Annotated in this window: 26 protein-coding genes; 6 read left to right on the top strand and 20 right to left on the bottom strand. The window is 72.1% G+C overall.

All coding sequences use genetic code 11. The features are described from left to right. Positions 1-2: 2 nt before the first annotated feature. The 12 genes from IT780_RS10525 to IT780_RS10470 form a co-directional block, all read right to left on the bottom strand. The gene (locus IT780_RS10525) at positions 3-917 is read right to left on the bottom strand and encodes a glycosyltransferase family 2 protein (protein WP_199511255.1); all 915 of its coding nucleotides are present in this window, start codon (positions 915-917) and stop codon (positions 3-5) included. Next, positions 910-2589, bottom strand: coding sequence for a hypothetical protein (locus IT780_RS10520; RefSeq protein WP_199511254.1), 1680 nt, complete (start codon positions 2587-2589; stop codon positions 910-912). Before IT780_RS10520 ends, IT780_RS10525 begins: the two co-directional genes overlap by 8 nt. A gap of 102 nt (positions 2590-2691) precedes the next feature. Further along, positions 2692-4671, bottom strand: coding sequence for an NHL repeat-containing protein (locus tag IT780_RS10515; protein ID WP_372443659.1), 1980 nt, complete (start codon positions 4669-4671; stop codon positions 2692-2694). An 80-nt stretch (positions 4672-4751) separates the two neighbouring features. Next, positions 4752-5714, bottom strand: coding sequence for a glycosyltransferase (locus IT780_RS10510; RefSeq protein ID WP_199511252.1), 963 nt, complete (start codon positions 5712-5714; stop codon positions 4752-4754). After that, positions 5711-6514, bottom strand: a complete 804-nt coding sequence (locus tag IT780_RS10505; RefSeq protein WP_307831147.1) for a phosphatase PAP2 family protein — start codon at positions 6512-6514, stop codon at positions 5711-5713. Before IT780_RS10505 ends, IT780_RS10510 begins: the two co-directional genes overlap by 4 nt. Positions 6515-6611: 97 nt before the next feature. Beyond that, positions 6612-8003 (bottom strand): sugar transferase, encoded by a 1392-nt coding sequence (locus tag IT780_RS10500; protein WP_307831125.1) that lies wholly within the window; start codon positions 8001-8003, stop codon positions 6612-6614. Positions 8004-8772: 769 nt separating this feature from the next. After that, complete coding sequence (locus IT780_RS10495) at positions 8773-9390, bottom strand: response regulator (RefSeq protein ID WP_199511250.1); 618 nt, start codon at positions 9388-9390, stop codon at positions 8773-8775. After that, positions 9387-10565 (bottom strand): sensor histidine kinase, encoded by a 1179-nt coding sequence (locus IT780_RS10490; protein ID WP_307831124.1) that lies wholly within the window; start codon positions 10563-10565, stop codon positions 9387-9389. Before IT780_RS10490 ends, IT780_RS10495 begins: the two co-directional genes overlap by 4 nt. Further along, positions 10523-11323 (bottom strand): ABC transporter permease, encoded by an 801-nt coding sequence (locus IT780_RS10485; protein ID WP_199511249.1) that lies wholly within the window; start codon positions 11321-11323, stop codon positions 10523-10525. Before IT780_RS10485 ends, IT780_RS10490 begins: the two co-directional genes overlap by 43 nt. Beyond that, complete coding sequence (locus tag IT780_RS10480; RefSeq protein ID WP_199511248.1) at positions 11320-12147, bottom strand: ABC transporter ATP-binding protein; 828 nt, start codon at positions 12145-12147, stop codon at positions 11320-11322. Before IT780_RS10480 ends, IT780_RS10485 begins: the two co-directional genes overlap by 4 nt. A gap of 91 nt (positions 12148-12238) precedes the next feature. Continuing rightward, complete coding sequence (locus IT780_RS10475) at positions 12239-12760, bottom strand: carboxymuconolactone decarboxylase family protein (protein ID WP_199511247.1); 522 nt, start codon at positions 12758-12760, stop codon at positions 12239-12241. A gap of 56 nt (positions 12761-12816) precedes the next feature. Next, complete coding sequence (locus IT780_RS10470; protein ID WP_199511246.1) at positions 12817-13413, bottom strand: TIGR03086 family metal-binding protein; 597 nt, start codon at positions 13411-13413, stop codon at positions 12817-12819. A 51-nt stretch (positions 13414-13464) separates the two neighbouring features. On the opposite strand from IT780_RS10470, the gene IT780_RS10465 reads away from it, so the two are divergent. Then, positions 13465-13887 (top strand): MarR family winged helix-turn-helix transcriptional regulator, encoded by a 423-nt coding sequence (locus IT780_RS10465; RefSeq protein WP_307831122.1) that lies wholly within the window; start codon positions 13465-13467, stop codon positions 13885-13887. Positions 13888-13935: 48 nt separating this feature from the next. On the opposite strand, the gene rnhA is transcribed toward IT780_RS10465, so the two are convergent. After that, the gene (gene rnhA / locus IT780_RS10460; RefSeq protein ID WP_199511244.1) at positions 13936-14397 is read right to left on the bottom strand and encodes a ribonuclease HI; all 462 of its coding nucleotides are present in this window, start codon (positions 14395-14397) and stop codon (positions 13936-13938) included. Here rnhA and IT780_RS10455 point away from each other — a divergent pair. The 3 genes from IT780_RS10455 (at position 14396) to IT780_RS10445 (ending at position 16451) form a co-directional block, all read left to right on the top strand. Further along, positions 14396-14566 carry a hypothetical protein gene (locus IT780_RS10455; protein WP_199511243.1) on the top strand — a complete coding sequence of 57 codons (171 nt, stop codon included), beginning with the start codon at positions 14396-14398 and terminating at the stop codon, positions 14564-14566. The two genes, rnhA and IT780_RS10455, sit on opposite strands and share 2 nt — an antisense overlap. A gap of 206 nt (positions 14567-14772) precedes the next feature. Further along, positions 14773-15687: an ABC transporter ATP-binding protein gene (locus IT780_RS10450; protein WP_199511242.1), complete on the top strand. Its 915-nt coding sequence runs from the start codon at positions 14773-14775 to the stop codon at positions 15685-15687. Continuing rightward, complete coding sequence (locus IT780_RS10445; protein WP_199511241.1) at positions 15684-16451, top strand: ABC transporter permease; 768 nt, start codon at positions 15684-15686, stop codon at positions 16449-16451. Before IT780_RS10450 ends, IT780_RS10445 begins: the two co-directional genes overlap by 4 nt. A 146-nt stretch (positions 16452-16597) precedes the next feature. Here IT780_RS10445 and IT780_RS10440 read toward each other — a convergent pair whose 3' ends face one another. The 4 genes from IT780_RS10440 to IT780_RS10425 all read right to left on the bottom strand — a co-directional run bounded on the left by IT780_RS10440 (position 16598) and on the right by IT780_RS10425 (position 19061). Further along, positions 16598-16954 (bottom strand): MmcQ/YjbR family DNA-binding protein, encoded by a 357-nt coding sequence (locus tag IT780_RS10440; protein WP_199511240.1) that lies wholly within the window; start codon positions 16952-16954, stop codon positions 16598-16600. A gap of 31 nt (positions 16955-16985) precedes the next feature. Continuing rightward, positions 16986-17561: a hypothetical protein gene (locus tag IT780_RS10435; RefSeq protein ID WP_199511239.1), complete on the bottom strand. Its 576-nt coding sequence runs from the start codon at positions 17559-17561 to the stop codon at positions 16986-16988. 96 nt (positions 17562-17657) lie between these two features. After that, positions 17658-18590, bottom strand: a complete 933-nt coding sequence (locus tag IT780_RS10430) for a dioxygenase family protein (protein ID WP_199511238.1) — start codon at positions 18588-18590, stop codon at positions 17658-17660. A gap of 66 nt (positions 18591-18656) precedes the next feature. Further along, entirely contained in the window at positions 18657-19061 is a 405-nt protein-coding gene (locus IT780_RS10425; RefSeq protein ID WP_199511237.1) for a GNAT family N-acetyltransferase, read from the bottom strand. A gap of 60 nt (positions 19062-19121) precedes the next feature. On the opposite strand from IT780_RS10425, the gene IT780_RS10420 reads away from it, so the two are divergent. Both IT780_RS10420 and IT780_RS10415 read left to right on the top strand, forming a co-directional pair. Then, entirely contained in the window at positions 19122-19673 is a 552-nt protein-coding gene (locus IT780_RS10420) for a winged helix-turn-helix domain-containing protein (protein WP_199511236.1), read from the top strand. 23 nt (positions 19674-19696) lie between these two features. Next, positions 19697-20971, top strand: a complete 1275-nt coding sequence (locus tag IT780_RS10415; RefSeq protein WP_199511235.1) for an MFS transporter — start codon at positions 19697-19699, stop codon at positions 20969-20971. Between the two features lie 6 nt (positions 20972-20977). Here IT780_RS10415 and ligD read toward each other — a convergent pair whose 3' ends face one another. The 3 genes from ligD to IT780_RS10400 are packed head-to-tail and all read right to left on the bottom strand — an operon-like array spanning position 20978 to position 23378. Then, positions 20978-21934, bottom strand: a complete 957-nt coding sequence (gene ligD, locus IT780_RS10410; RefSeq protein ID WP_199511234.1) for a non-homologous end-joining DNA ligase — start codon at positions 21932-21934, stop codon at positions 20978-20980. Between the two features lie 4 nt (positions 21935-21938). Continuing rightward, positions 21939-22292 carry a hypothetical protein gene (locus tag IT780_RS10405; RefSeq protein ID WP_199511233.1) on the bottom strand — a complete coding sequence of 118 codons (354 nt, stop codon included), beginning with the start codon at positions 22290-22292 and terminating at the stop codon, positions 21939-21941. Positions 22293-22334: 42 nt separating this feature from the next. After that, entirely contained in the window at positions 22335-23378 is a 1044-nt protein-coding gene (locus IT780_RS10400) for a LacI family DNA-binding transcriptional regulator (protein WP_199511232.1), read from the bottom strand. Positions 23379-23571 lie beyond the last annotated feature (193 nt).

Below are 23571 nucleotides of genomic sequence, written 5' to 3'. Positions count from 1 at the left end.
CCTCAGATCCCCCTGCCGCGCTTCTGCGCCATCCGCAGGACCCGCTCGCCGGTCACCAGCCGCAGCACCACGGGTACGGTGACCAGCACGCGCTTCTCCCGCGGGTTGAGCCGCACGACCGCCGCGAGCTCCTTGAGCGCCTCGGTGCGCCGGTTGCCGGAGGCGAGAGCGAACGCGATCTGTCCCCGGAGCCGGGCCAGGCCGGCGCGGCTGCGGGCCAGCTCGGGGTGCTTGGCGATGAGGTAGCGCTGGGCCTCGACGATGGTCGCCCAGCGGCCGAAGTAGAACGAGCCGCCGTGCCAGTCGACGATGACCAGCGCCTGGCGGACGACCGCCACCGGCGTCTGCGCGGAGACCCGCAGCAGCCACTCGTAGTCCTCGCTGTACCCGCCCGGGATCCGCTCGTCGACCTCGCCGGCCGCGGCCCAGGTGGACCGCCGGATCAGCATCGTGCTGGAGTGCACCTCCATCACCCGGTCGGCGAGGAAGTCCTCGTGCGTGACCACGTCCCGGTCGAGCACGCGCTCCTTGTCGATGCCGGGGCCGCGCAGCCGCAGCCCGCAGCTGACCGCGCCGATCGCCGGGTCGGCGAGCAGCTCCACCTGGCGGCTGAGCTTCGCGGCGAGCCAGATGTCGTCGTCGTCGCAGAACGCCAGCAGGTCGCCGGTGGCCGCGTCGGCGCCGCTGTTGCGGCCACCGGGCAGCCCTTGCCGGTGGGTGTTGTTGATGAGCTTGAGCGACCGGCCGGGACCCACGGCCACGTCGAGCTCCCGGACGTCGACGTGGTCGTAGACGACGATGCACTCGACATGGCCGGGATAGTCCTGGCTGAGGATGCTGGTGACGGCGCGTTCCAGCAGGCCGGGCCGGTCCCGGGTGGCGACGATGACGGTGACGTCCGGCAGGTTCTCAGGCACCGCGGCCTCCGGTGAGGACGAACCCGACGGTCTGCGCGCCGGCCGAGCGCAGCCGGTCCACCAGCCGGCTCAGCTCGGCGTTACGGGTGCGGTCCCGGGCCACCACGAGCACCGCGACGCCGCTCTGGGCCGCGCGGACACCACGCTCGTCGGTGTCCGACGGCGGCGCGTCGATGACCACCACACCGGTGTCGGGCTCCTCGCCGAGCGTGCAGAGCCGGACCACGCCGCCGCCGAGGAGCACCACGAGCGGCGAACGCCCGTCGAGATCCGCCGCCGGACGGGCCTTCGCGGGGGCGACGATCGGGGCGGAGGAGGACCGGCTGGCGGACGTCTCCATGATGAGGGTGGCCTCGGGGTCGTTGGAGGTCGCCTTGACCTCGGGCAGCGGGTCGGCCACCCGCATCGGCGAGCCCTGCAGCCGGGTGACCCCGGGCGCCGGGCTGCCGGCGCCGCCGCGGCCCAGGCCGCCGGCGGACGACGAGCCGTTGAGGCCGCCCCCGGAGGGCGACAGCGTGCGGGGCCGCGGGGGCGTGCGCTTCTGGGCGGCGAAGAGGATGCGTTTGAGCTCCTCGTGCGTCTCGGGCGGGGCGCTCAGCGTGACGTCCTGCCCGGCCTCGGCGAGCGCGACCGCGAGGTTGCCGCTCACCGTCGTGCGCCCCTCGTCGTCGCGGCCGGAGAGCACGACCAGGGCGCGGTCCGGGTGCCGGTCGATCCACTTGAGCACGGCGAGCGAGACGTACCGGGCGTCGGCGGCGGCCGCGGACTCGCCGTGCCGCCGCGCCGCCCGTACCACGCCGAGGGCGGGCACGCCGACGATGTCGGCGGCCTGGTCGGTCGAGCGCACCCGGCGGTCCAGCGCCTCGCGCGCGTGCGCGGCGATGGCGCCGAGCAGCAGGCCACCGAGGACCGCGGCGGTCAGGTAGAGCACGGCCGCGTCGTGGCTCGACGGCACCGGCGCGCGGGCCGCGGCCGTGACCGAGCCGGGGCTCAGGTCGGCGGAGATGACCTTCGCGCGGGCGTTCGCGAGCTGGGCGATCTGGTCGTTCAGCGCGCTGACCTGGTCGAGCATGGCCTGCGTACGCGGCGAGGTGGTGTCGGAGCTCGAGTGGTTGGAGGGCAGATCCTTCTGCGCGCTCAGCCGCTGGGCGGTGACCGACTTGATCGTGTTGTCGTACGACAGGATCAGCGCCGCCCGCTGCTGCTTGTAGATGTCCTCGCGGACCCGCAGGTACGTCTCGGCGGCCGTGTTCGCGCCGGTGATCGCGCTGCGCTCGGAGTCGCTGGTGTACTGGAAGCGCAGCACCTGGCCACCGGTCGGCACCTCGGTGCTCAGCGCCTCCCGCACGTCCTCCGGATCCCGGCTGAGGATCCGCGCCGTCGAGTCGATGACGTCGTTGCCGAGCGCGATGCCGTTCTCGGCCGTCATGTTGATGGCCCGGTCCGCGCCGCTGGACGGCAGCGTGAACGGGTCGGTGACCACGGGCCGCAGCACCACCACGGTGGTGGCCCGGTAGGTGGCCGGGAAGAAGAGCAGGTACGCGAGCGCCGCCACCGTCACGATGCCGGCGACGGTGGCCACGATGCGCCAGCGGCGCAGCGGAATCCGTACCACGTCCGCAAAGCCGACGACCCGCTGCCGGCTCGCGGCGACGGAATCACTCACATCCATGTGTCGTCTCTCCCCGACATGCAGTTGTTTACCGATTTCGGACAACTCCCCGGCCGGGCTTCGCTGCCCGGCCGGGGAGGATGCCCCGAGGTGCGTTCCTCGCTACGAGGTGGCGAAGAACAGGGTCGGGTTGTTCCAGGTGGCCTCCGCCGTGGGCGCCGCGACCACGGTGGCCGTCGAGCCCACCACCGCCGTGCTCGCCGCGGGGTCGAAGTCGACCGATCGCAGCGAACCGTTGGTGGAGCCATAGACGAGCTTCCCCGCCACCCAGGTCATACCACGCACAGTGCGCCAGTCGATACCCGTTGTCGGCAACGTGAACGCGGTGCAGCCCACAACGGAGCCGTCCGGGGTCAGGTACCGGTAGAACAGCGAGTTGCTCGACGAGGTCGTGTAGTACATGCGGCCCTGCAGGTAGAAGGCGCCGGTCATGCTGGCGGCGTTGAACCAGGAAGTGTTCCAGCCGCTGCTCTCCCACGGCGCCCCGATGGTGCCGCCGGTGAGCATCGACACGTTCAGCACGCTGCCGGTCGGCTTCGTGCTGTCCGTCTTGGCCCAGTACAGCTTGTTGGAGAGCGCGAACGCGGCCTTGGCGCTGGTCAGCTGCGGCTGGCTCACCGTCGCCGGCGTGCCGATACCGCCGGAACCGAACGACACCTTGGTCACCTGCCCGTTGCCCGCACCGAGGTACAGGAAGCCCGAGTCGGCCTGCGGCGCGTCCTGGACGGCGATCGTGCGGCCGCCGGACTTGGAGAAGTACCCCATCCGGCCGTGGTACTCGTTGCCGAGGCCGTCGGAGTCGTACCCGGCGAACAGGCCGTTCGGGCCGGACCACAGCTCCCACATGATCGGACCCCAGTTGGTGCCGCCGGACGGCAGCTCGCTGCCGGGCGAACGGGTCGGGTTCCAGTTCAGCGGTACGCCGTTCTGCTGGTCCAGCGCGGCGATGCCGTACCGGCTCACCCCGCCGGCGCCCTGCGCATCGTTGCCGTTGGCGTTGTTCTGCCAGCGGAAGTGCCCGCCGACGTAGACGACGCCGCCGGTGACCTCGACCGAGGTGACCGAGTCGGTGCCGGTGAAGTCGACCCAGGTGGCCTTGACGTTCGAGCCGCGGTCGGCCGTCTCCCAGCGGGCGGTGGCGTCGCAGTACGCGTCACCCCGGCCACCGTCGGCGATGATGACGAAGTAGTCACCGTTGTCGGAGAAGTCGACGTCGCGCGCGTAGAACGGGAACGTGCCGCTGTAGCAGGCGGCGACGTACCGGTCGGTGTTCCAGTCGGCGACGGTCGGCGTGCCCGAGGTGTCGATCATGACCGCCTGGTTGCGGGCGTTGCCGTTGACGGAGGTGAAGTTGCCCACCGCCACGACCGTGTCGCCGTCCGGCGCGACGGCCAGGCCCCAGATCAGCTCCGTCGAGTTGTCGTACGGCCGCGCGCCGCTCGCGTCGACCTGGAAGGTGGAGTCGATCGCGCCCGTCGTGGCGTTCAGCCGCGCCAGGAGGGAGTGCTCGGTGCCGTTGACCCAGTGGAACGCGCCGGCGATGTAGAGGTAGTTGTCGTGCACGATCGCCCGGCGGACGACGCCGCCATCGCCACGACCCACCCAGCTGGTGATCGTCGCGCCGGTCGCCGGGTCGAGCTCGACGAGGTTCTTGCGTGCCACGCCGTTCACCGTGCCGAAGCTGCCGCCCACGATGAGCTTGCCGTCGGGGCTGACCGCGAGGGTCTGCACGGCGCCGTCGATGGCCGGGGTGAATCCGGTCTTCAGGGCGCCGGTGGTGGCGTCGTACGCGATGAGGTTGTTCGCGGTCGACCAACTGGTGGCGCCGTCCGCCTTGACGCCGGTGAAGGAGCCGCCCGCGTAGACCGTGTTACCGATCTGTGCGAAGGCGCGCATGCTCCCGTCTTTGGCGTGCGGTGTGTTGTCCGCCGGGTTGGCCGTGACGATGGTGGCCGATGCGCTCGGCGGTACGTACACGGCGCTGGCCGGTATGGCGGTCAGAGCGACCGTCAGACTCGTCACCGCGGCCGGCACCAGCAACCTGGTGAGCCGCCGCGACCGGAGTCGACGCTTCAGGGACACGAGCCCTCCTAATCGGAACGTGAGGATTGACGCAGCCTGGTTCGGCGACGGTCGGTACGCCATCGACCGTACGGACGGCTTCAGTCCGCTTGTGGGTGGTCAGGCGAGCGAACCAGCCGGAACGGCGCGACGCCGGGGACGGATCGTACGGACCAAGCTGCCGCAGTTTCCAGGTCCGCGAGGGTGAGCTCCTCCACCTCACGGGCCACGACGAGTTTCCTGCCTTCCAATTCCCGAGCCATCTCGACCTGGTGGTCGTCGACGTGCTCACCGTGGGCGCGGCGTCGCGGGACGTACACGGCGCGCTTGCCCGCCTGCATCGCCGCCAGCGCGGAACCCACGCCGGCGTGCGAGATGACCGCGTCCGCCTCCGCCAGGGCCTGGCGCATCTCGCCGATCGGCACCTGCCTGCGGGCGCCGGCGGGCATCTTATCGATAACGGTCGAACCTACTTGCCACAGGACGTCCCATTCCGGCGGGAGCAGTCCGACGAGGTGGGTGAGCAGGCGCGGGAACGTGTACCGCTGGTGCGTGCCGAGAGTCACGACCACCTTGCGCACCGGTGGCGGGTCGGCGAACGCCTCCGCCTCGAACGCGTCGAAGATGGACCCGCCGTACCGCCACGCTCCCGCGGCCCAGGCCGGGTACTGCGTGTAGAGCCGCACCCGCGGCACCCGCGCGGCCAGCCGGCCGGTCAGCGACGGGCCCTGCGTCCGGGTCGCACTCTCGATGTACGAGCACGGCACCCCGGCTGCGGTGGCCGGCAGGAAGAACGCCATCGCGACGGCGGCCCCGGTGCTGATGACGTGCTCGTACCGCTCGGAGCGGAGCATGCGGCGGGCGACGACCATCTCGCGCAGCACCCCGGCGACGTCCCGGCTCGTGGCCGGCGGCACGAACACCACGTCCTCACCGTCCAGCAGGGACCGGCTCTGCGGGCTGTCGAACGTCACCCAGCGTCGCGCGCCCAGGCCGAGCCGGGGCGCCAGGTCGTGCAGTTCGGCGAGGTGGCCGCCGGTGGACGCGACGAGCAGCGTGGTCACGGTGCGCCGACCGCCTCGGGCTCGCGCGCGGCGACCGGCGCGGCCGCCGGTGACTCCGGGCGCGGGTACCGACCGGCCAGGATGCACACCGCGAGGGCGAACCCGAGGAACAGCGCCGGCCCGAAGACCAGGCCCGTGATGACGTCGGTCAGCCAGTGCTTCTGCGTGTACAGGCGGGAGTAGCCCTCGTACGTGGCCATGACGAACACCACCGTGCCGAGCGCGACGTGCCAGCGCCGCGACAGCCGCCACGTCAGGGCGGCGAAGAGCGCGATCACGCCGAACGTCATCACGATGCGGGCGATGCCGCCGGACGGGTACGTGCCCAGCCCGGTCGGCGGGTGGCCGCGGTCCACCACCTTGGCCAGGATGCCCTGGACGTACTGCTCGAGCGGGAAGCTGGCGAGGATGGCGAGCAGCGGGACCCAGAACCGCCGGCGCCACAGCACCGCGAAGACCACGGCGGCCACCACGACGACCCGCTTCAGCGGCTCGCGGTCACCCAGCGCGGTGTAGAACCAGTTGAAGTCCTCGAAGGCGGGGTTGCGGCGGTCGGTCACCCACAGCAGCACCGGCCAGTCCACGGCGTCCTCGAGGCTGTGCGCCAGCAGGCCGACGGGCCAGAACACGGCGATCGTCAGCGCCGACCAGAACAGCACGAAGACGGCCGCGGTGGCCGGGCGGCCCAGTGTCGTCACCAGACCCGCCACGGCCTCCCGCGTCTTGCCCGCGAGCCGGCCACGCGCGAGCCGCCGCCCGGGCCCGTACGCCAGCAACGGCCCGGCGACGGCCGGAACCACAACGGCCAAGGCCGCGACGAAATACAGCAATACCACCGAACCGTCCCCACATCCCGCGGTGTCCCGACCGCACGATCCCCTTCATCGCCCCGCGCGTCTAGTACGCGCCTGCGCCCCGCAACACGACCATCGCGGTGCGCATGAGGATCACCAGGTCGACGGTGAGCGACCAGTTCTCCACGTACCGCAGGTCCAGCCGGATCGAGTCCTCCCACGACAGATCCGACCGCCCGCTCACCTGCCACAGCCCGGTCATCCCCGGCTTGACGACCAGCCGCCGGCGCATGTCCTGCGGGTACTGCTCGACCTCGCTGGGCAGCGGCGGGCGCGGCCCCACGAGCGACATCTCCCCCAGCAGCACGTTGATGAGTTGCGGCAGCTCGTCCAGCGAGTACCGGCGCAGGAAACGGCCGCACCGGGTGACCCGCGGATCCTCCCGGATCTTGAAGAGCACGCCGGCGAACTCGTTCTGTTCCCGCATCGCCGCGAACCGCGCCTCGGCATCGGTGTGCATCGTGCGGAACTTGTACATGCGGAACATCTCGCCGCCGCGCGCCACGCGGACCTGCCGGAAGAAGACCGGCCCGCCGGTGTCCAGCTTGATGACCAGCGCGATGACGAGGAACAGGGGTGCGAACAGGATCAGCAGCAGCGCCGCGACGGAGACGTCGAAGACGGACTTGATGAGCCGCCGGCCGCCGGAGAGCCGCGGATGCTCGATGTGCATCATCGGCAGCCCGTCCACCGGGCGCACGGTGATCCGGTCCCCCGCGGTGTCCACCAGCGACGACGACACGATCAGGTCGATGTCGTCGCGCTCCAGCTCCCACGCGAGCCGGCGCAGCATCGGACCGTCCAGCTCCGGGCAGGACAGCACCATGACGGTGTCCGCCCCCGCCGCGGCGGCCGAGTTGGCGGCGGCACCGAGCGCCCCGAAGACCGGCACCTCCAGCGTGCGGGCCGCGTCGGCGAGCTGGTCGGCCGGCAGGCAGGCGCCGATGATCTGCAGTCCGTGGTGGTAGCGCCGGTGCAGCTGCCGGGTCATCTGCGCGACGGCCGGCGCGTGACCCAGCACGAGCACGCGGTGCATGCAGGCGCCCCGGCGGCGCGCCCGGTGCAGGATCCTCCGTAACACGAACCGGCCGGCCAACGAGAACAGCGTCGTCAGGACCAGCGCGATGAGCAGATAGCCGCGCGCGATGTCGGCTTTGAACACGTACGACGCCAGCGCCATCCCGACGGTCAGGCGGACACCGGCGCGCAGCACCCGCTGGTATTCCTCACCGCCGACGAACAACACGCGGCGCTCGTACGCGTGCGTCAGCGCGAGCAGTCCGACCCAGACCGGCGGAATGAGCGCGGAAAGGGCGAGGTACCAGTTCGCGTACGCCGCGCCCTGGAACCGGAGCACGAACGCGGCCAGCGTCGCCACGAGCGTCGCTCCGAAGTCGATGACCAGGAGCAGCTTGACGTACCGCGCCTCCCACACCCAGCGGTCGGCATGGCCCCGCGCCCAGATGTCACCGATTTCCCTTTCGGTGGCATCCGAATACTCTGCGATTTTCGGTATGTCTTGTGTGTCGGCGTTACCCGCCGTTGTTCCCGTCGTTGTCACGACGCCTCTGCCTCCAGTGAGACCCCACGCCCACTCGGCAATTCTGCGAATACCACTCTTTCCACGCCCCCCACCCCTTGGCCCACGACGTACAAGCGCAAGGACGCCCAGGCGGTGAACGCTAGACGAGAATCGGGCCGGGCCCGACCCCGCGTGTCGCAATCTTTACTGAGGAACATCTTGAATTTCGGATGCCGATGCGGAGGGCATCCCCATGCATTGCAGGTGAACTCCGGTCTACATCGGACAAAATAGCAGTCGTCCCGAGCGTGACGGAAGGCTTTCTCCCGCCCCCGAACGATGTCCGGTTTGGACGCATTGGCACTCGTGATTTGTCCGGTAGGGGAATTCGCGGACCCGCACGGTAACACAGCCGACTCGCAACGCGTCCAGGGGCAACTTGTGATCATCGATGTCAGCACCGGCCGGATGGGACATCCGGCCTGGCAGAAACCATCCGGATGTGAGACACGCCCACCGATCGGCCCACTTGACATCGGTCCACGTAGGAGTAGTGCGACCGATAGTGATCATGCTGCGGATGACCTTCACCGCGTAAGTCCCGGGGCGCAGACTCTTTTCGCTCATCGACCGCCGAAGGCGCTTCCCACGTTGGGAACGCTCCCGCCGTTCGGCTGCCCGCTCAGATGATGCCGAGCGCCATCGCCCGGGTCACGGCCGCCGTCCGGTCCGCCACGTCCAGCTTGTTGAACGCGCGCAGCAGATGCGTCTTGACCGTGGCCTCCGAGATGAACAGCTCCCGGCCTATGTCGGCGTTCGTCAAGCCGCGCGCGACCAGCCGCAGCACCTCCGCCTCACGCTGCGACAGGGTCGGCGGCGCGGGGCTGCGCACCTGACGCACCAGGGTGGACGCGACGCTGGGCGCCAGCACGGTCTCACCCCGGGCGGCGGCTCGCACCGCGCCGGCCAACTCCGCCGGCGACGCGTCCTTCAACAGATAGCCGCCGGCTCCGGCCTCGATGGCGCGCAGGATGTCACGGTCCGATTCGTACGTGGTCAGCACCATCACGCGGACGCCCCGGGTGCGCGCGAGGATCTGAGCCGTCGCGTCGACGCCGTCCCCGCCGGGCATCCGCAGGTCCATGAGCACGATGTCGGGGCTCAGCTCGACCGCCCGCTCGACACCCTCGGCGCCCGACGAGGCCTCGCCCACCACGGTCAGGTCCGGCTCTGCCTCCAGCATGCCGCGCAGGCCGTGCCGTACCACCGGATGGTCGTCCACCAGCAGGATCCGGATCACGCGGGAACCTCCAGCTCGATCGTGGCGCCGGCACCCGGCTCACTGCGGACGGTCAGCGTCCCGCCGACCTGACCGGCGCGTGCCCGCATGCCGTCGAGGCCGAAACCGTGCCGCCGCCCCGGGTCGAAGCCCCGGCCGTCGTCGCGCACCACCAGCCGCACCTTCTCCGCCTCGTACGCCAGCAGCACCGACACGTCGCTCGCGGCCGCGTGCCGCCGTACGTTGGTCAGCGCCTCCTGCGCCGCCCGCAGCAGCACGACCTCCACGGCGGTCGGCAACGGCCTCGCCTCCCCGGTCGTCCGGAACGACGACGACGCCCCCGAGTCCTCCGCGGCGCGGGCCGCCTGCCGGCGTACGGCATCCAGCAGCGAACCGTCGCCCAGCGCGGGCGGCGCGAGGGCGGCGACCAGCGCACGCGACTCGGCCAGATTCTCCCGGGCCGTCCGCACGGCCAGCGCGAGCCGCTCGTCGGCGAGCGCCGGATCCGCGGCCTGCAGCAGCGTGATGATGCTGGTGAAGCCCTGGGCCAGGGTGTCGTGGATCTCGCCGGCGAGCCGGGCCCGCTCGGCGGCGACGCCGGCCTCGTGCGACAGGCGGGCCACCTCGGCGCGGCTGCGCTCCAGCTCGGCGATGAGCTCCGCGCGTTCGGTGCTCTGCCGCACCACCCGGTTGATCCAGACACCCAGCCAGGCGGCGGCGCCCGCGGTCATCACGAACACCGGCCCGACATGCAGGAGGTATCCGGCGTCGAACCCGTTCGCGGCGAAGCCGACGGCCAGCGGCGTGAGGTTCGCGACCACCACCGCCACGAGCGCGGGCCGCAGGTCGAGCAGCATGAACAACATCGGGCAGAGGCCGAACAGCAGGTAGCTCACCATGTCCGAGGCGGCCGCGCCGCTCGCGAAGACGGCGAGGACCGTGACCGCGTACCCGATGCCCTGACGCTGTTTGCGCACCAGCCGCCGGCCCCACGCGGCGTAGAGGAGGGCGATCGCGGCGATGCTCGCCAGGCCGGCGACCCGGCCGGGCGCGTCCTGGACGGCCACCGCCGTCGCCACCCCGAGGGCGACGACGGCGAAGAAGACATCCCACAGCACCTCGTCCATGAGCCGCCGCGGGGCACCGGCCGTGGTCATCCGTCGCGGCGGTTCGTCCAGCGGAACGTCAGCAGGCACAGCACCAATCCGATCACACACCAGCCGCCGAGCACCAAGGCGATCCGGCCGAGCTCCCACGCCCCGGCGGCCTCGAGGTCCGCCGCCGAGTCCGGCAGGAACACGTACCGGAAGCCCTGCGCCATCCACTTCACCGGGAAGATCGACGCCACAGTGATCATCCAGTCCGGCAGTTGCGTGATCGGGTGGATGAAGACCCCGGACAGGAACTGCAACGCGACGACGGGGACATTCAGGACCGCTCCCGCCGTACGGGCGGAGCGCACCAGCGCGCTCGCGGCGATGCCCAGCAGGCCGCAGGCGACGACACTGAGCAGGAACAGCCATCCGAAGGTGAACCACCGCCCGGCGTCCGACGGCAACGGCATGTCGAACAACAGCACACCCACGCCGAGCAGCACCAGCACCTCGGCCGCGGTCAGCGCCGCCACCAGGATGAGCTTGCCGAGGAAGTACGCGCCGGCGGTCGCCGGGGTGCCGCGCAGCCGCTTCAGCGTGCCGTCCTCCCGGTCGGTGGCGATGCCGACGCCCATCGTGATGAACGCGGTCGACACGATCCCGTACGCGATCATGCTCGCGGAGAAGACCCGCGCCGCGCTCAGCCCGGGGTGGTCGTAGTCGTCGCCGAAGATCGAGCCGAACAGCAGGAGCAGCAGCGCCGGGAACAGGAACGTGAAGATCATCGCCGTCCGGTCCCGGACGAACTGCAGGATCTCGATGCCACCACGCCGGCGGCCGATCGTCAGGGTGCTGGTCATCGGGCTTCTCCGATCAGGCTCAGGTACGTGTCCTCGAGGCTCGGGCGGCTCACGGTGAGGCCGCTCAGGTCGGCGCCCCGCCCGACCAGCCCGGCGATGAGCGCGGCCGGGTCGTCCGTACGGATCTCCTGATCGCCGCCCCACCGCACGACCGCGCCCGCGGCCGACCGCCCACCCAGCGTCGCGGGCGTCCCCTCGGCCACGATGACCCCGCCGGCGATCACGGCGAGCCGGTCCGCGAGCGCCTCTGCCTCGTCCAGGTAGTGCGTGGTCAGCAGGATCGTCGTCCCTTCGGCGGCCAGCGCCCGGATCAGCGCCCAGAACTGCCGCCGCGCCTCCGGGTCGAAACCGGTCGTGGGCTCGTCGAGGAACACCAGCTCGGGACGGCCCACGATGCCCAGCGCCACGTCGAGCCGGCGCCGCTGCCCGCCGGACAACGTCCGTACCCTGGCGCCCGCCTTGTCCTCCAGCCCGACCAGCTCGATGGCGTCGGTGACCGGCCGCGACCGCGGATAGAACCCGCCCACATGCCGGACCACCTCGGCGACGGTGAGGTCGCCGGCGTCCGAGGCGGTCTGCAGCACGATGCCGATCCGGGTCCGCCATGCCCGGGAGGCGGACCCGGGGTCCTCCCCGAGAACGGAGACGTCACCGCCGGTGCGGCGCCGATGCCCCTCCAGAATCTCCACAGTGGTGGTCTTCCCGGCCCCGTTCGGGCCGAGCAGCGCGAACACCTCACCGGTGGCGATGTCCAGATCTATCCCGTCCACGGCGATCTGGGTGCCGTAGGTCTTGCGCAGTCCGCGCGCCTTGATCGCTGTCATGCCATCGAGAATCGCGGTAGAGAGGTGCCCGGCGGGACGACCGGGAGACGGTCACCCGGTGTCCACCGATCGATGGACACCGGCCCCGTCGTCAACCCGCCGGCGGTGCCAGGTAGCCGTTCTCCGCCAGGTGCTTCGCGTGCCCCTCGTATGCCTCCGGGCTCGGCAGGGCCACCGTGGCCAGCCCGTCGACGTACCGGTTGAACATGCTGAACGCGGCCGCGATCAGCACCGTGTCATGCACCGCCCGATCGTCGGCGCCCTGCTCGCGCGCCCGGGCGACATCGTCCGCGGCGACGCTGCGCCCGTCGAGCCGGACCTTCTCGGCGATGGCCAGCAGCGCCCTCATCTTCGGGTCGGCCTCGGCATCGTCGGCGCTCCGCCCTTCACGGTCGAGCAGATACCGCGCGACCGCCCCGTGGGTGCCGGCGCAGAACGCACAGTCATTGCGCTGCGAGACGTACGCCGCGATCGCCTCCCGTTCGCCCGGACTCAGCGGCGACGGGCCGCGGAGCAGGGTCTGGGCCAGGTCGTTGAGCGGGGCGGCGGTCAGCGGGTAGCGGGCGAGGAGAGCGGCGATGCCCGGCAACCCGGGCAGATCGATGTGCGGCACGCCACCCATGGTCGAGCCGGGCCCGCGCCGTGTCCATCCGACGGACGTCGCGAACGCTAGCGGCCGGGTGTGACACTCTGCCGGCGGCTCCGGCCCAGCAGGGCGAGAAGCCGGTCGAACGGTCCCGTGCCGGGGTCAGGCAGGGCCGGCGCGAACGGCGCTCCCGGCTGGAGCCGGCGCTCGTCGTCCGGGACAGCCTCGACGATCGGCAGGGCCGCCTCGACCAGGTCGGCGTCCGGTTCGTACGGGCTGCCGATCGCGGCCGCCACGTCCCAGCCGTGCACGAGGTAGTCGACGAAGTGGAAGCCGATCGCCATGTGCCCGGGCACCGCCTGCGCTCCGAACTCGGGCACGTCGAAGCCCCGGTCCGGGACGCCCGGGGCGGCGAACGCGCTGATCACCTCCTCGGCGGCGGCCGCGTAGCCGGCGGCGAAGTCCGCGGCGAGCGGTGCCGGAACCCACAGCGCGGGATCGGCGCCCCGTCCGGCGGCCGCCGCCGCGAAGCCCCGGTGCTGCACGGTCATGTGGGCGAGGAGGGTGGCCAGGTCCCATTCCGCGCACGGCGTCGGTCGCGGAAGGTCGTCCGGCGAGACCCCGGCCACGACAGTCACGGAGGCGCGCACCGCCCGCTCGTCAAGCTCAATCATATGCATGCGCTTACGATCCGCTCATGCGTACGGTATGTCAATCGCTATCGTGCACCCGTGGCCGACGACCGCCCCGACCTCGCCGCCATGGTGGGCCGCTTCGGCCGTACCCTCATGGCGGCCGAACGCCCGATCCTCGCCGCGCACCACGTGTCGATGTGGGGCTATGTCGTGCTGACCGCGCTCGCCGACGAACCCATGCGCACCCAGGCGGCCCTCGCGCGGGCCATCGGCGCGGACAAGACGCGGATCATCGCCGACCTGGACGACCTGCAGGAGCGCGGCCTCATCGAACGGGAGCCCGATCCGGCGGACCGGCGCGTACGGCTGCTGCGGTTGACGCCCGAGGGGCGGCGGGTCCACACGGCCGTGCGCCGCGCGATCCGGGCCGAGGAGGAACGCCTGCTCGCGGAGCTGCCGCCGGCGGACCGGCGCACCTTCCTGCGCGCCCTGCAGCACCTGGACCCGGGCACGCCGTAAGCGACACCCGGCGGCGTTACGAGCTGCGGAGACGTGCCGTGCGGCGAATCAGCGCGCCGCCAACGCCTCCTTCAGGCCGCGGGCGGCGAGGCGGTCGGCGCGCTCGTTCTCCGGATGTCCCGCGTGGCCCTTCACCCAGTGCCATTCGACGTCATGGCGCCGGACCGCCGCGTCGAGGCGCTGCCACAGGTCGACGTTCTTCACCGGCTGCTTGGCCGAGGTCTGCCAGCCGTTGGCCTGCCAGCGGGGCAGCCACTTCGTGATGCCGTCGCGGACGTAGATGCTGTCGGTGTACAGCAGCACGCGCAGCGGGGCCCGGGTCAGGCTCTCGAGTGCCTGGATCGGCGCCATGAGCTCCATGCGGTTGTTGGTGGTCGGCGTGGCCTCGCCGCCGCAGAGGTCCTTCTCGCGGGCGCCCCAGCGCAGGACGGCGCCCCAGCCGCCGGGGCCGGGATTCGGCACGCAGGCGCCGTCCGTGAAGATCTCCACCGCCGTCACCGCGCCCGTCATGGGCAGCACCCTACCGAGCAGCCGGGCGACGACGACGCACCGCCGTGCCGGCGAGGCCGAGGGCTCCGCCAAGGCCGCGCAACAGGAGCGCGGGAAACGGCAGACCGGCCAGCAGCAGGCCGGGCAGGGCGAATGTGTCAGGCCGCCGGCCGGGTACCTGTGTGACTGACAGGTTTCCAGGGGGAACCGGCCCGGGCCGGCGGCCTGCCCCCGCAGAACGGGGAACGCTGGGAGCGCTCCCAGCAACGAACCTTACCGAACGACGACGGGCCCGTAAATGCCAATGACGCCGGCCCATCGATGCCGGAGCGGGGCGTACGCCACACCGCGGCGGTGCGCGGCGGGAGCCGGCCCGGCGGACAGTACAGTTTCGGCATGCCCGAAGCCGCCGTGGACGTGCAGGACGTCATCGTCCGGTACGGCGAGGTCACCGCTGTGGACGGTGTCTCGCTGACAGTGCCACGGGCGTCGATCCTGGCGCTGCTGGGTGACAACGGCGCCGGGAAGACGAGCTTGTTGCAGGTCTGCGAGGGGTTCCGGAAGCCCGACGGCGGATCCGTACGCATTCTCGGCCTGGACCCGACCGGCGACCACGACGCGCTCATGCCGCGCCTCGGGATCATGCTGCAGTCCGGTGGCGTCTACCCGTGGGCGACGGCCGGCGAGATCCTGCGGCTCTTTGCTTCGTACTCCGCGAATCCGCTCGATGTGGACATGCTGCTCGACCGGCTGGGTCTGCGGAAATTCGCCAAGACGACCTTCCGGCGGCTGTCCGGTGGTGAGCAGCAGCGGCTGTCGCTGGCCGTCGCGCTGGTCGGCCGGCCCGAGCTGGTGTTCCTCGACGAGCCCACCGCCGGCATGGACGTGGGCGCGCGCCGGACCACCTGGGAGCTGGTCGAGGATCTCCGCGCCGACGGTGTGTCCGTGCTGCTGACCACGCACCTGCTGGACGAGGCGGAGAGCCTCGCCGACCACGTCGTGATCATCGACGGCGGCCGGGTCGCGGCGACGGGCACGCCGGCGGAGCTCACGGCCGCCGCCGGCATCGACCTCCTTCAGGTACGCGCGGAGCCCGGCCTGCCGATCGCCGCGCTGGCCGCGGGGCTGGACGCCAAGGTCACCGAGGAGGCACCGGGGGAGTACGCCGTCGCCGGCGCCCTCGACACCGACGCGATAGCCGCGGTCCTCACCCGGTTCGCGCAGGCCGGCGCGAGGGTGACCGCGGTGAACACCCGCCGCCGCACCCTCGAGGACGTGTACCTCGCCCTGACCGCAGGAGCTTCCCGATGACCGCGAGCACCGGCACGTTCACGCCCGCCCCGCGCCGGGCGCCGATGCGCACCATCCTCCGGTCGCAGATCCGCATGGAACTGGTGCTGACCGCCCGCCGCGGCGAGGCGGTGGTGCTGGCGATGGGCGTACCGCTGCTGGTCCTGCTGGGTGCGGGCCTCACGCACGCGACCAATCTGCCCACCGACGACCGCCTCGGGTACGTCGTACCCGGCGTCCTGGCCCTCACGGTCATGTCGACGGCGTTCACCGGACAGGCGATCACCACCGGGTACGAGCGCAGCTACGGCGTGCTGAAACGCCTCGGCGCCTCGCCGCTGACCCGGCCCGGCCTGCTGTTCGCCAAGACCGCGGCGATCCTGTGCCTGGTCGGCCTGCAGATCCTGGCGCTGGCCGCGGTGGGCGTCGTGGCGGGCTGGCGCCCGGACCTGACCGAGCTGCTGCCCGCGATCGGCGTGACGGTGCTGGCGACCGCGGCGTACTGCGGGCTCGCGCTGTTCATCGCCGGCCTGATGCGCCCGGAGACCGTCACGGCCGCGGCGACCCTCATCTACGTGCTGATGCTCGCGGCGGGCGGCATCATGTTCGCGGCGCCCGGCCTCGGCACGGCAGGCTGGTTCCTGCTCCCCCTCGCCGCCCACGCGGAGGCGCTGCGCGACACGCTCACCCACGGCACGGCGGTGCCGGGCACGATCTGGCTGAGCCTCACGCTGTGGGCGGTGGTCGCGCTGACGGCCGCCGCGCGCAAATTCCGCTGGGAGTAACCGAGCGGAGCCGGGAACGGCCGCCGCGGACAGGGGGCGGGCGGCTCAGGGCCGGTCGGCGCGACGGCAAGCTGGGCGCGATGGCCAAGGCCAGCGCGTCGGCATCGGCCTGGTGATGGGCGGCAGGACGTGGCCCGCCACCCAGGCTATCGGCGGTCCGGCAGGCCGGCCACGTAGGCCGCGGCGACCCGCTTCGGGACCACCATGCGCCACGCGTCCACCACCAGCTCCTCCATCCGGGCAGGGTCCAGCTCGGACAGCCACGCCTGCACCCACTGGAACCGCATGTTCGACGCGTCCGGCAGGTGGAAGACGCGGGGCTCGGAGTCGACCAGGGCCTGCCGCTCGACCTTGGGGAAGCCGAACCCCATGACCGTCTCGTCCCGGGAGAACGCCACGTAGACGATCGCGCCGACCCGGAACTTGACCCGGTCGTGGATCAGATGCTCCGTCGTGCGGGGCAACCCCAGCGCGACCGTTCTGACCTGCTGCACCGTGACCATTCCGGCACGCTAGCGCCCCGGTACGACACTTTCAGGACGACCTCGGCCGGGGTACGGACGGCAGCCGCGTCGTCTCCTGTTCCTCGTCCCCCGCGGCCGGCGCCTGGCGCACCTTGGCCCGCGCGACCCGGTCCGGCGGCAGCCGGTAGGTGGGCGCCGACACGAGCTCGTCCGGCACGAGGTGCCGCCCGCCCGAGCCCTCGTCCGGCGACCCGTCGTCCTCCGAGGTGATGACGCCGGCCGAAAGAACAACGGCCGAGGAGGAGCGCTCCGGCCCCGAAAGGGAGCCGGCCGACGACGACCGCTCACTGATGGGCAGCGTCGTCTGGTCGGCGCCGGCGGTCATCCCGGCCGTCGTGATCACCGCGGGGGTGATCGTGGCCGAGGTCACGACCGCCGTGCCGCGGATCGCGCGGCGGGGGCCGATGAGCCGGGCCGCCATGCTGAAGACGCTGCGGGTCGCCGTGTCGTAGCCGTCCCGGTACGCCTCGTCGCGGTCCAGGCCGGTCCGGTACCACTGGTGCAGGCGGCCGGCCGCGTAGCCGGCGCAGGCGGTGAACACGGCGAGCAGCGTGATGAGCAAGGCGTCGTTCGCGGGCGCGGTCATGAGTGATGATTCTGGACAGCGGCATCGACCGAAGGCTATGGCCCGTTCGACGTACCCCGATCGGTCGACAAGTGCCGCGCTGTGGGATATCCCACGTCAGGGGCGCGAGGGCGGAGGGCCGCCGGGGCCGCCGGACGGCGGGGTACCGCCGGACGGCGGGGTACCGCCGGGTGCGCTGCCGCCGGTCTCCTCGCCGGACGGGTCGATCGCGATGGTGAGGGTCGCCCGGTAGCCGGCGTCCACGCTGCCCGTCACCGTGGCCAGTTCGCGGGCCGCCGAATCGTCGCCGAACACATTGTCCGTGGCGAGCGTGACCTGACCCAGGTTGGTCACGCTCTTGCTGTACCCGGCTGTCGCGTACACCGTCTTGGCGATGTCTTCGGGCAGTGCGATCTGTGAGGTCTTCACGATCGGGCCGGAGCCGCTGGTGGCGTCGTCCAGCGAGGAGTAGACCTCGAAGTGGATGTGCGGCCAGCGGCCGGAGTAACAGGCCGGGAAGATGCTGGTGAAGGCGACCGTACCGGTGTCGTCGGTCTGCTGGATGCCGCGCAGGTAGTTCCGGTCCGTGACGCCGGTGGAATACAGCGAGTAGTTGCCGTCCCGGTCGCAATGCCACGCATAGACGGCCGCGCCGGTCACCGCCGCGCCGTCGAGGTCCTTCACGACCAGAGAGAATTCCAGGGGTACGCCCTCAGCAGTGCCGCCGGCTCCCCCGAACGACGACCGGATGTCCTTGCGCACGATCCCGTCGAGGGTGCGCACGTCGGGCCCGTTGGAACCGTCGGCCGGATAGGGTCCCGCGGTCTCCGACTCCACCTCGGCCAGCGAGCCACCGTTCGGCGAGCCACCGTTCGACGCGGACGCCGCCGGGGTGGTCTCCGCCTCCGCGCCGGTGCCGCAGGCTCCGACGAGGGCCAGCGCCCCGGCGCCACCGAGCGCGGCCAGCAGCCGGCGGCGGGACATCGTACGCAGATCGAACTGCAGGCCCTTGTCGTGGACGCGGCGCACGTACGCGGCGTTGTCTTCCATCAGTGGACGCCCTTTCTGGTCGGCTGTATCGAGCTAACCGGCCGCCGCTGTGCGTCACCTGTGGCATCACTGTGCTTTGCGATAGCACCGCAGTCGCACGGACGCGTCCCACTCCGCGCGCTTCGTCCCTGTCAGAATCCAGCCCAGCCGCTCGTAGAAGCCGGCGGCGCGCCCGTCGACCACCTCCAGCCAACGGGCGCCGTACCGCTCCGCCGTAGTGACCAGCAGAGATGCGAGTCCTCGGCCGCGCCGCGCGGGGTCCACGAAGAGCCGGCTCAGCTCGCCGGCCGGGGTCACCACCACGTGCCCGGCGACCGATCCGTCGCGGAGCACCACGAGGGGCCGGCCCGGTGGGGACAGCCAGCTGATCGGGTCGGCGGGCCAGTTCATCGGGTAGCCGTCGGCTTCGTGCACGTCGCGGAGCAGGCGTACGCATTCTTCGAGGTCTCCGGTCTGCCGGTCCCGCACCATGCGTCCAGCATAAGTAAAGAGCTCTTGCGCAACAGCTCTTTACCATGACAGGGTGATGGCATGGCTCAGATCAAGGACGCCGCCGTGCTGAAGGCGGTCGCTCATCCGGTCCGGCGCCGGCTGCTGGACGTGCTCCGCGTCGACGGGCCGGCCATGCCGAGCGTGCTCGCCCGCGTCACCGGCCAGGCCGTCGCCAACGTCAGCCACCACCTGCGGGTGCTGGCCGAGGCGGGGCTCATCGAGGAGGCGCCGGAGCTCGCGCGCAACCGCAAGGAGCACTGGTGGCGCATGCCGGACCGGAGCATCAGCTGGAACGTCGCCGACTTCACCGGGGACGCGGCCGACCTCGCCGCCGCCGACGCGGCCGAGGCGCTGGGGCTGCAGCGGCAGGTGGAGCTCACCGCGTCGTGGCTGGGCAGCCCGGCGTCCCGGGACGGGGAGTGGGTGGACAGCGCGTTCTCCACCGACGGCTTCCTGCGGCTCAGCCCGGCGGAGCTGGCCGAGCTGAGCCGGGAGCTCCAGCAGGTCATCGACCGCTTCCGGGACCGGCCCGAGGACCCGGAACGGGAGCCGGTCTTCGTGTTCAGCCGCGGCTTCCCGGCCCGCCCGTGACCGGCCCGGGCGAAAGCGCGACCGTGACCGGCCGGCTGCACAAGGGCAGCCGCGGAGGCGTGCTGCGCGACGGCGCGTTCCGCCGGTTGTGGGCGGGCACGACCGTCAGCCAGCTCGGCACCTCCGTCGCCGGGGTCGCCACCCCGCTGATCGCCGTACAGGTGCTCGACGCCGGGCCGTTCCAGGTCAGCCTGCTCACGGCGGTCGCGTGGCTGCCGTGGCTGCTGGTCGGGCTGCCCGCCGGCGCCTGGATGGACCGGGTCGCCCGCCGGCCGGTGATGCTCGCCGCCGACGTGGTGTCCGCGGTGGTGGTGCTCAGCGTGCCGGTGGCCGCGTGGCTGGGCGTGCTCACGATGGGGCAGTTGCTGGTCGTCGCGATGGCGCTCGGGGTCGCCACGGTGTTCTTCTCGGTGGCCTGGACGGCGTACCTGCCGGCGATGTTCGACGACGCGGACCTCGTCACCGCGAACTCCGTCCTGTACGGCACCGAGTCGGGCACCCAGGTCGCCGGGCCCGCCGTGGGCGGCGTGCTGATCGCCGCGGTCAGCGCCGCCGCCGGGCTGGTCGTGGACGGGTTGAGCTTCCTGATCTCGGCGCTCTGCGTCTGGCGCATCCGCCGGCCGGAGCGCCGGCCCGCGGCGGTCGAGCGGCGGGGCATCCGCGCCGACATCGCCGCGGGGGCCAGGTGGTTGCTGGGGGATCCGTACCTGCGGAATCTGATGGTCCACGGCGCCGCGGCGAACCTGGCGCTGACCGGCATGAACGCGCTGCTCGTGGTCTTCCTGGTCCGTGACGTGCGGGTCGGCACGGCCGCGGTGGGCCTGCTGCTCGCCGTCTCCGGCGTGGGCGGCGTCGCCGCGGCGAGCCTGACCCCGCTGCTGGTACGCCGGGTCGGCGGCGCCCGCGCCCTCGTCGCCTGCAAGAGCGCCACCGGTCTTGCGTCGCTTCTGGTGCCGTGGGCCTCGCGGGGGCCCGGACTGGCCCTGTTCGTCGCCGGAATGGCCGGGATCTCGGCCGGCGCGGTGGCCGCGAACGTCATCTCCGGCAGCTTCCGGCAGGCGTACTGTCCGCCCGCGATGTTCGGCCGGATCCTGACCTGCATGCAGTTCGTGAACTACGGCGCGATCCCGGTGGGCGCCGTGCTGGGCGGCGCGGCCGCGGCCGCCTTCGGCACCCGCACGGCCCTGGTCCTGCTCTCCGTCGAGTACGCCCTCAGCGGCCTGATCGTGCTGTTCGGCCCGTTCCGGGGCCGCCGCGACCTGCCCGCCTCCCGGTCGGACGTAGCGCTCGCGGGGTGACCGCGGTCAGCCCTCGGCGCGCCGCGCCCGGGCCCGTCGCTTGCCCTCGTGCATCGCCGCCACCCGGGCCACCGGGATGGTGTGGCCCTCAGCCACCAGCCCGGCGTCGAGCTTCTGCGGTGCGGGCATGCCGTCCGCCCACGGGTCCCGGCCGGCCAGCAGGGCGGGCGCGGTGTGCACGGTGAAGTCCCCCGACGTCACGTCGTCGAGCTCGTCCCAGGAGAGCGGGAACGACACAGGCACCCCGGGCCGCACCCGGGGGCTGTACGCGGCGGCCACGCTCGCGCCACCGGAACGGGTCGCGTCGAGGAACACCTTGCCGTGCCGGTCCTCGCGGATGAACGCGGTCGTGGCGAGCTCCGGGTCGAGCCGTTCGGCGCGGGCGGCCACCGCCCGGGTCGCCGCCGCCACGTCCTCGGTCGCGACGCCGTCGAGCGGCACGAAGACGTGCAGGCCCTTAGAACCGCTGGTCTTGACCGCACCGTCCAGGCCGGCGTCGGCGAGCGCCCGCCGGACCAGCCGGGCCGCCGCCACCGCCAGCCCGAAGTCGCCGCCCTCCGGCGGGTCGAGGTCCATGATGAGGTGGGTCGGGTGGTGCACGTCGGCGACCGTCATCAGCGTCGGGTGGTATTCGACCGCGCGCTGGTTGGCGAACCACAGCAGGGTGCGGCGGTCGTTGCAGAGGGCGTACAGGACCTCACGGTGCGACGCCTCGGCCCACACCTTCGTCCGCGGCACCCAGTCGGGCGTGTACTTCGGCAGGTTCTTCTGCATGAACTTGTCCTGGCCACGCAGCACCCGGACCACGGAGAGCGGCCGGTCGCGCAGGACCGGGACGATGCGGTCGCGGACGGCGTCGAGGTAGTCGACGAGGTCACGCTTGGTCGCCCCGGCGCCGGGGAAGAGCTCCTGGTCCAGGTTGGTCAGGGGTACGCCGTCGCGTTCTTCCTTCTCCGCCGCCATGGGCTCATCCTGCCCGCACGATGCTGATCGCGGGAAGCATCATGACCAGGGTCAGCACCACGTACACGCCACCGGTGAAGTAGAGCCGGCTGCGGGTGGCGATCACCGCCGCGGTGAACGGCAGCACCACGGCGAGCAGGGCGGCGAGGGCGAGCGTGCCGGCCTCCCGCTGGGCGCCGAGCAGACCCCAGCCGAGCAGGAACGGCACCACGACGAGCCACACGAGCGTGACGAGGAGGACGTGCAGCGCCGCTTCCGTGCGGCGCGCAGCGGCCAGCCGGTCCTCGCGGATCTCCTCCGCCGTCCGGTACGCCACCGGCCGGGGCGCCAGCGGCGACCCCTCGATCTCCAGCGTCACGCCAAGGACTTTAGGGCAGCCCGGGCCCGGGCGCGCGTCGTGTCACGAGGCGGCCGGGCGTTCCCCGCTCCCCCGGGCGATGACGGAGGTGGAGATGGTGACCGTACGGGCCGGCCCGGAGAAGCCGCTGATCCGCTGGTGCGCCAGCCGGGCGGCCTCGCGCCCCATGGCGACCGAGTCGTGCGCGACCACCGTCGCGCCGATCACGTCGGCGAGGTCGAAGTCGTCGAAGCCGATCAGCGCCGGTGGCTGCGGGTGCCCGCGCAGCGCCCGCAGCGCCCCGGTGGTCAGCCGGTTGTTCGTGGTGAACAGGGCCGTGGGCGCCGGATCCAGCTCCAGCAGCTCCCGGACGGTCCGCTCGGCGCGGTGCACGTCGTGCACGTCCGTGCGCAGGTACGGCCGCCAGCCGTCGTTGCCCGCGGCCTCCATCGCCTGGACGAACCCGTCGATGCGGCCCTGCTGCGGAGCCATCCGGGCCAGGTCGGCGACCAGGGCGATGCGCCGGTGACCGGCCGCGATGAGGTGCTCCCCCGCCGCCCGGGCGCCGCCGACGTTGTCGATGAGCACCGCGTCCGCCTCGAGGCCGTCCGGCGGGCGGTCGAGGAACACGAACGGCACGCCGCGGTTGCCCTCGATGGCGAGGTACTCGTGGCCCGCGCCGCTGGGCACCACGAGGAGCGCGCGGACCCGCCGCTCGAGGAACGCGTCCACCAGCGCCCGTTCGAGCTCGGCGTCCTCGTCGTTGTTGGCGGTGACGAGCTGCAGCCCGTGCTGGCGCAGCTCGCGCTCGATGCCGCTGGCCACCGCCGAGTAGAACGGGTTGGTCAGGTCGCCGCTGATCAGGCCGACCAGCGCGGAGGTCGCGCCGCGGCGCAGCTCGCGCGCGATCCCGTTGAGCCGGTAACCGAGCAGGTCCGCGGCCTCGCGCACGCGGCGGCCGGTGGCCTCGGCGACGTTCGGCTCGTCGTTGAGCGCCCGCGACGCCGTCTTCAGGCTGACGCCGGCCAGCGCGGCCACCTGCGTCAGCGTGGGTCGGCGCAGGGCCGCCACGTCGACGGCTCCGTCGGCGGACCGGGATGCGGTCATGGCGCTCCGAATCTCACAGGCGGCGGATTCTTCCCATTCTTCCAGCGGTGCGAGGACCCGTTCCTCCAAGCGGTGGAGGACGAAAGTATGACATCGATGTCGGCCACGCCCTACGGCACCGTGCCCGAAACCGTCGGCTTCGGCGGGATTCGAGCGATCTCCGCGTCCGGCCGGCGGACCGGGGTCATGGCAG

Source organism: Nucisporomicrobium flavum (assembly GCF_016464385.1).
GTDB lineage: Bacteria > Actinomycetota > Actinomycetes > Mycobacteriales > Micromonosporaceae > Actinoplanes > Actinoplanes flavus_A.
This window is presented reverse-complemented; position numbering and strand designations above follow the sequence as displayed.